The sequence below is a fragment of the Pseudomonas aegrilactucae genome, assembly GCF_019168305.1.
Classification (GTDB): Bacteria; Pseudomonadota; Gammaproteobacteria; order Pseudomonadales; family Pseudomonadaceae; genus Aquipseudomonas; species Aquipseudomonas aegrilactucae.
Genome location: NZ_JAHTBI010000090.1, coordinates 20,652 through 27,363, shown reverse-complemented (window position 1 = coordinate 27,363; position 6,712 = coordinate 20,652). Strand labels below are relative to the sequence as shown.

The 6,712-nt window shown below is 65.2% G+C and carries 6 protein-coding genes; 3 read left to right on the top strand and 3 right to left on the bottom strand.

Going from position 1 to position 6,712, the window contains the following annotated elements; genetic code table 11:
• The 3 genes from tssK to tagH form a co-directional block, all read right to left on the bottom strand.
• Positions 1-1,176: type VI secretion system baseplate subunit TssK (tssK, locus tag KUO17_RS22270; protein ID WP_217977734.1), on the bottom strand; the 1,176-nt coding region annotated here is incomplete at its 3' end.
• A 15-nt stretch (positions 1,177-1,191) separates the two neighbouring features.
• Entirely contained in the window at positions 1,192-1,701 is a 510-nt protein-coding gene (tssJ, locus tag KUO17_RS22265; protein WP_217977733.1) for a type VI secretion system lipoprotein TssJ, read from the bottom strand.
• Positions 1,702-1,746: 45 nt separating this feature from the next.
• Positions 1,747-3,135: a type VI secretion system-associated FHA domain protein TagH gene (gene tagH / locus KUO17_RS22260; RefSeq protein WP_217977732.1), complete on the bottom strand. Its 1,389-nt coding sequence runs from the start codon at positions 3,133-3,135 to the stop codon at positions 1,747-1,749.
• A 391-nt stretch (positions 3,136-3,526) separates the two neighbouring features.
• Here tagH and tssA point away from each other — a divergent pair, with 391 nt between their 5' ends.
• The 3 genes from tssA to tssC all read left to right on the top strand — a co-directional run bounded on the left by tssA (position 3,527) and on the right by tssC (position 6,641).
• Positions 3,527-4,546: a type VI secretion system protein TssA gene (tssA, locus tag KUO17_RS22255; protein WP_217977731.1), complete on the top strand. Its 1,020-nt coding sequence runs from the start codon at positions 3,527-3,529 to the stop codon at positions 4,544-4,546.
• A gap of 73 nt (positions 4,547-4,619) precedes the next feature.
• On the top strand, positions 4,620-5,135 hold the full coding sequence (tssB, locus tag KUO17_RS22250; RefSeq protein WP_217977730.1) for a type VI secretion system contractile sheath small subunit: 516 nt from the start codon (positions 4,620-4,622) through the stop codon (positions 5,133-5,135).
• Between the two features lie 15 nt (positions 5,136-5,150).
• Positions 5,151-6,641: a type VI secretion system contractile sheath large subunit gene (gene tssC / locus KUO17_RS22245; protein ID WP_217977729.1), complete on the top strand. Its 1,491-nt coding sequence runs from the start codon at positions 5,151-5,153 to the stop codon at positions 6,639-6,641.
• Positions 6,642-6,712 lie beyond the last annotated feature (71 nt).

Sequence of the window (6,712 nt, the reverse complement as noted above, 5' to 3'; positions counted from 1 at the left end):
CACCGGCAGCGGCAGCAGGCCGATGCCGGGGAGTTGCAGGTTGACCAGGTCGCGGATGTGCTCCACCGAACCGATCTTGCTCTGCTGGCCGAAACGCGAGCGCAGGGTTTCGCTCGGCACATCGGCACGCACCACCAGGATGAAACTGGCGCTGTCGAGCAGGCTGCGGTCGGCCAGCATCGCGACGTGCACGCCATAGGCTTTCTCCACGATCGGGATCGGCGTGGCCTTGCTGTCGATCAGCATCGACAGCGCTTCGCGCAGCGCCTGGATCACCGGGGTAAAGCTGGCGAGCAGGTCATCGTGCTGGTAACCGGGAAACTCCTGCGGGCGTCGCGTGCTGGTGCTGAAGGTGGCGAATTCGCCCGCCAGGCTCACCAGTTCGCTGTAGAACCGCTCCGGGTGCAGCGGGCTGAGCTGGTTCAGGTGCTCCAGCAGCGGCTGGGCGCGGTTGACCAGTTGCAGCAGCATGAAGTCGGCGATCTCCGAGGCGCCCCCGGCGCCCGAGGCCACCACCCGCCCGGCCAACGCTTCGCCGCGCTGGTGCAGCAGGCCCAGCAGTTCGCTGCGCATCGCTGCCAGCGGCTTGCTCACCGCCACGTCCAGCAGCGGCGGGATGTAGCTGTCGTCCAGCACCAGGGCGCGGTCGGCGCGCTTTTCCTTGACCCTGACCAGGCCCAGGGTGGCGTAGTCGCTCAGGCCGTCACGCGCGGTGAGCAGGCGCAGCGCGCGTGAACCCAGCGCCACCGGCGCGCGGTTTTCAAACGGGGCGTTGTCGTCGCGCACCTCGCTCACCCGGCTCACGTAACGCGCACCGTGCAGCGCTTCACCTTCGTCCACCGTGTCACGCGCACCGGCGCGCTTGAGCGGCAGGGCCAGGTACACCAGGCCATCGCGCAGGTTGTCGTCGATGTCCAGCGGGCTGGGCGGCAGGTCGTCATGAGGGATGTTGAACGGCGTGCCATCGGGCAGCAGGCCGCGGGCCGATACGATCGCCAGCTTGCCCTGGGCCAGCAGGCCCTGGTCGATCAGCAGCTCGCTGAAGCCCCAACCGGCGGCCGAGAGCGGTCGGCTGCGCGCATCGATGAGGTTTTCCAGGTAACGGTCCTGCTGCTGGAAGTGCTGTGTTCCGATGAACATGCCTTCCGACCAGACCACTCGATTGTTCCAGGACATGGGGGCTCCGATTGCCTATGGGGCGGTGCGGGTTGAGGGCAGGACGGCGTCGGCACGAATGGCGCGCACATCGAGGCTGATCTGGTAGTCACGCGGGGGCACGGCGAGCACGCTGCGCCATTGCGCCTGGTCGAGCTCGCGGTAGCCCACTACAAGGCCGATCTGGCGTGTGGCGGGGTCCAGCTCACGTTTCAGGTGCAGTTGCTCACCGGGCTGCAGCAGCACTTCGTCCTGGTCCAGCAGGTCGCTGCCCAGGGTCTGGCTGGCACGCTCGGCCAGGGCGAAATAATCGGCACGGCTGAAGCCGGCGCTGTTCTTCAGCTCGAACAGGCGCACGCGCACCGGTGCGGGCTGGCCGGTCGCGCCCGGGTTGAGGCCCTGGGCGGCACTGAAGTACAGCGTGACGGCGGTGGACGGCGATGCCGGCGCCACCCTGGGCGGCGTGACACCCGGCCCCGTCTCGTCCTTGCTGCAACCGGCCAGTACCAGCAGGGCCAGGGTTGCCAGCACTCCTCTTCGAATCATCCTGCGTCCTCATGACGTACTGCGTTGCGTTGCATCCTGGCCCGTTCACGGGCGTTGCAAGCGCTCACTGTGGGCTTCGTAGGCGCGGCTGAACTCCCGACCGAAGAGGTCCTGGAAGTCGTCTTGCGCCTCGCGTGAAATCTGGCTGTAGAGCTCGGTGAACTGCTGCCACTGCTGGCTCTGGCGCGAGCCGGCGAAGAGCTTGGACAGCCCGCCGGGGCTGGCCATGCGGGCCTCCAGCTGGCCAGGCTCGAAGCGCGCCAGCAGGTGCTTGATCGCCGCTTCCACACCGGCCATCACGGCGATCTGGTGCGCACGCAAATCGTCGAAGCTGTCGCGCACCGCCTGTGCCGGCGCCATGAAGGCGTGGTTGCCGTGACGCAACAGCAGCAACAGCGCCTCATCGGCATTGGGGGCGAACTTGAGCGGGTTGTTCTCCAGCGGGCGGATCATCGTCTGCTGCATGCGGAACTCGCCCTTGAGGCTGGTGCGCGCACGCAGCACGTCGATCAGGCCCTCGACCATTAGGCGGTAGCTGCGCCCGATGTCTTCCATCTGTGCCAGCGCCTGCTCGCGGTCGACCTGCAGACGCTCAAGCCCGGCGCCGCGCAGGAAAGCCTGCAACAGGTCGGCTGGCTCGGCTGCTTCGGCGGCGGCCGCCACCGGCGCGGCGACTGGCTCAGACGCAGGCACAGGTTCCGGCTCGGGCGCTGGCACCCTGACCGGCGCCGGCGTGATCGGTGCCGACAGGGAGGGGGCATCGGCAAACAGGTCCCAGTCTTCCGGAATCAGCGGCTGAGCGGCGACCGGCACGGCTGCCAGCACCGGCTCAGGTACAGGCGCAGCCACCGGTGTCGGCGGGCGAAAGTCATGCTGTTGCGCCGGCACGTGATCAGCCTGGGTTACCGGCGCAACCACGGGCGGGTCGAGAAAGTCGAACAGGTCGGCCAGGGTGTCCTGGGCCCCGGCAGGGGCGACGAACGCAGGCGTCACGTCGCTCGCGAAGACGTCACTGGCGAACGTTGCAGGCGCGCCACTGGCCTGCCCCATCAACGCCTCGAAGCTGTGCGAATCGGCGCCTTGCACCCCAGCGCCCGCCCCCAGCTGGAAGCTCGAATCGATGCGTGCCTGGATCTCGTAATCGCCAATACGGAAGGTTTCACCGTCAACTAAGCGCTCACTGCTGCCGCGTCGCATGCGAATACCTGCCCGCACTAACTCCACACCGTTAGTGCTGTTATCGGTCAAGTAATAGTGACCTTCACGGTATTGAACTACGCAATGTTGCGACGATATCAGGCGTTCCGGGTCGGGTAATACCCAATCATTCGCCGGACCCCGGCCAATTCGAATAGTTCCCTTGTCCAGGCACTTTTCCGCACATTGTCCAGGCGTAATCTTGTGATAACTAAGAATGGTCAAACACAGCGACATCACGCCTCCTTGCTTACATCGCGGGTAGGTATTCGGGAACCCTGACTGCCTCGATGGCAGGCGACGTGACCCACGCAAAACTGCCAAAATTCCCCTGAAACAGGGGCCTTTCGGCCAAATTTTGCGATTTAAACATGAATTTTTCGCGCGTCAACCGCAACTTGCCCTGCGCTGCTACCGAGCTGTTAGCTACGTCACAAAGGTAACAACGCGCAGAAGCTTACCTTGACAGTCCAAAAAAATTAAACCAAAAATGCGCAAATTGCTGACTACACAAAGTGATATCACGTTGATATCACTTATTGCACTAGCGCACGCGAGCGCAAACTTTAAGCCTGAACTTTGCCCGCACTTCCTGCGCACCGCAGGCCGATATGGAGATCGAAACCAGGTGGATTCCCCGCTTTTGCTCGCTGCTGTTTCCGCTCCCTTCCCCTGCGGCGACGATCTCGAATATGACCCCGACTTCCTGCAATTGGAGCGTGATGCCCAAGGCAAGCCCGAGCGCGTCATGGGCGACGCCACGCAGCCGGCCGAACCGCCCCAGTGGCGCCTGGTCGAGCAGTCCTGCCTGGCCCTGCTGCAACGCAGCAAAGACCTGCGCATCACCCATCACCTGCTGCAGAGCAAGCTGGCCCTGGAGGGCATCCACGGCCTGAGCGCCGCGCTCGGCCTGGTGCACGCGCTGCTCGGCCAGTACTGGGCCGACCTGCACCCGCAGCTGGATGCCGACGACGACAATGACCCTACCGTGCGCATCAACGCACTGGCCGGCATCGCCAGCGACAGCAACGTTGCCCTGCTGCGCGACAGCATCCTCACCCGTTCGCGCGCCTTCGGCCCGGTCAGCCTGCGTGCGGCCCTGCATGCCAGCGGCCTGCAGCACTTCGCCAGCGAACAGCTGAACGCCGATGAACTGGCCGGCGCACTGCACGACAGCGACCCCGAGCACCTGCAGGCCACCCGCCAAGCCCTGCGCAGCGCATACGCCAGCGCCGTGGCCATCGAGCAGTACGTCAGCGAACAGGTCGGCTCGGCCAGTGGCGTTGATTTCAGCGCCCTCAAGCAACCCCTCAAGCAGGCGCTGCAAGTGCTCGAACAGCACCTGCCGGCCAGCGACGCCGCACTGCCGGCCGCCAATGACCTCGACGTGACCGGCGAGGTGCCCGCAGCGGCACTGGCGCCCGTTGCCGCACGGGTGTCGGGCGAGATCCAAAGCCGTGACGATGTGCTGCGCAGCCTTGAGCGCATCCTCACCTATTACGCCCGCCACGAGCCGTCGAGCCCGCTGCCGGTGCTGCTGACCCGGGCGAAGCATCTGGTCCAGGCCGACTTCGCGACCATCGTGCGCAACCTGATACCCGATGGCCTTTCGCAATTTGAAAACTTGCGCGGACCCGACCTCGACTGAGGCCTGACGGCCAGCATCGACGCGGATCACGCAACCCCCAGCACCCGTCGCACCTGCGACCAGGAGGAACAACGTGGCGAACACCAGTTCTCAGAAATTCATCGCGCGCAACCGCGCACCTCGGGTCCAGATCGAATACGACGTCGAGCTGTACGGCGCCGAGAAAAAGGTCCAGCTGCCTTTCGTCATGGGCGTCATGGCCGACCTCGCCGGCAAGCCGGCCGAACCGCTGGCACCCGTGGCCGAGCGCAAGTTCCTGGAGATCGACGTCGACAACTTCGACTCGCGCCTCAAGGCCATGCAGCCGCGCGTGGCGTTCCACGTACCCAACGAGCTGACCGGCGAAGGCAACCTGAGCCTGGACATCACCTTCGAGAGCATGGACGACTTCAGCCCCGCCGCCGTGGCGCGCAAGGTCGACTCGCTCAAGCAACTGCTCGACGCGCGCACCCAGCTGGCCAACCTGCTGACCTACATGGACGGCAAGACCGGCGCCGAAGACATCATCATGAAAGCCATCAAGGACCCGGCCCTGCTCAAGGCCCTGGCCAGTGCGCCAAAGCCCACCGATGCCGAGCCGAACAGCTAACCAGGACCCACTCTCATGACCGATCTGATGCGTGAAAGCCTGACCCAGGCCAGCACCGAGCAAACCAGCGAGTTCGCATCGCTGCTGCTGCAGGAATTCAAACCCAAGACCGAGCGCGCCCGCGAAGCGGTCGAGACCGCCGTGCGCACCCTGGCCGAACAGGCCCTGGCGCAGACCGACCTGGTGTCCAACGACGCGATCAGCTCGATCGAGTCGATCATCGCGGCCATCGACGCCAAGCTCACCGCGCAGGTCAACCAGGTGATCCACCACCCGCAGTTCCAGCAGCTGGAAAGCGCCTGGCGCGGCCTGCACTACCTGGTCAACAACACCGAAAGCGACGAGCAGCTGAAGATTCGCGTGCTCAACATCGCCAAGCCCGAGCTGCACAAGACCCTGAAGAAGTTCAAGGGCACCGCGTGGGACCAGAGCCCGATCTTCAAGAAGATGTACGAAGAGGAATACGGCCAGTTCGGCGGTGAGCCCTATGGCTGCCTGGTCGGCGACTACTACTTCGACCAGTCGCCACCGGACGTGGAACTGCTGGGCGAGCTGTCCAAGGTCTGCGCCGCCATGCACGCGCCGTTCATCTCGGCCGCCTCGCCAACGGTAATGGGTATGGGTTCGTGGCAGGAGCTGTCCAACCCGCGCGACCTGACCAAGATCTTCACCACCCCGGAATACGCCGGCTGGCGCTCGCTGCGCGAATCGGAAGACGCGCGCTACATCGGCCTGACCATGCCACGCTTCCTGGCGCGCCTGCCGTACGGCGCCAAGACCGACCCGGTGGAAGCCTTCGCCTTCGAAGAAGACACCGACGGTGCCGACAGCGCCAAGTACACCTGGGCCAACGCGGCCTACGCGATGGCGGTGAACATCAACCGTTCGTTCAAGCACTACGGCTGGTGCTCGCGCATCCGCGGCGTGGAGTCGGGCGGCGAAGTGCAGAACCTGCCGGCGCACACCTTCCCCACCGACGACGGTGGCGTGGACATGAAGTGCCCGACCGAGATCGCCATCTCCGACCGACGCGAAGCGGAGCTGGCCAAGAACGGCTTCATGCCGCTGCTGCACAAGAAGAACACCGACTTCGCCGCGTTCATCGGTGCGCAGTCGCTGCAGAAGCCGGCCGAATACGACGACCCGGACGCCACCGCCAACGCCAACCTGGCCGCGCGCCTGCCGTACCTGTTCGCCACCTGCCGCTTTGCGCACTACCTCAAGTGCATCGTGCGCGACAAGATCGGCTCGTTCAAAGAGAAGGACGAAATGCAGCGCTGGCTGCAGGACTGGATCCTCAACTACGTCGACGGCGACCCGGCCCACTCCACCGAAACCACCAAGGCCCAGCACCCGCTGGCCGCGGCCGAGGTGGTGGTGGAGGACGTCGAGGGCAACCCTGGCTACTACAACTCGCGCTTCTACCTGCGCCCGCACTACCAGCTCGAAGGGCTGACCGTGTCGCTGCGCCTGGTATCCAAGCTGCCGTCGGCCAAGGGCGCCTGACCCCCCCTGTGTACGGCCCCGCATGAGGCGGGGCCGGTCTGAATAGCGATGTGGCAGGTGCCACTTTTGGA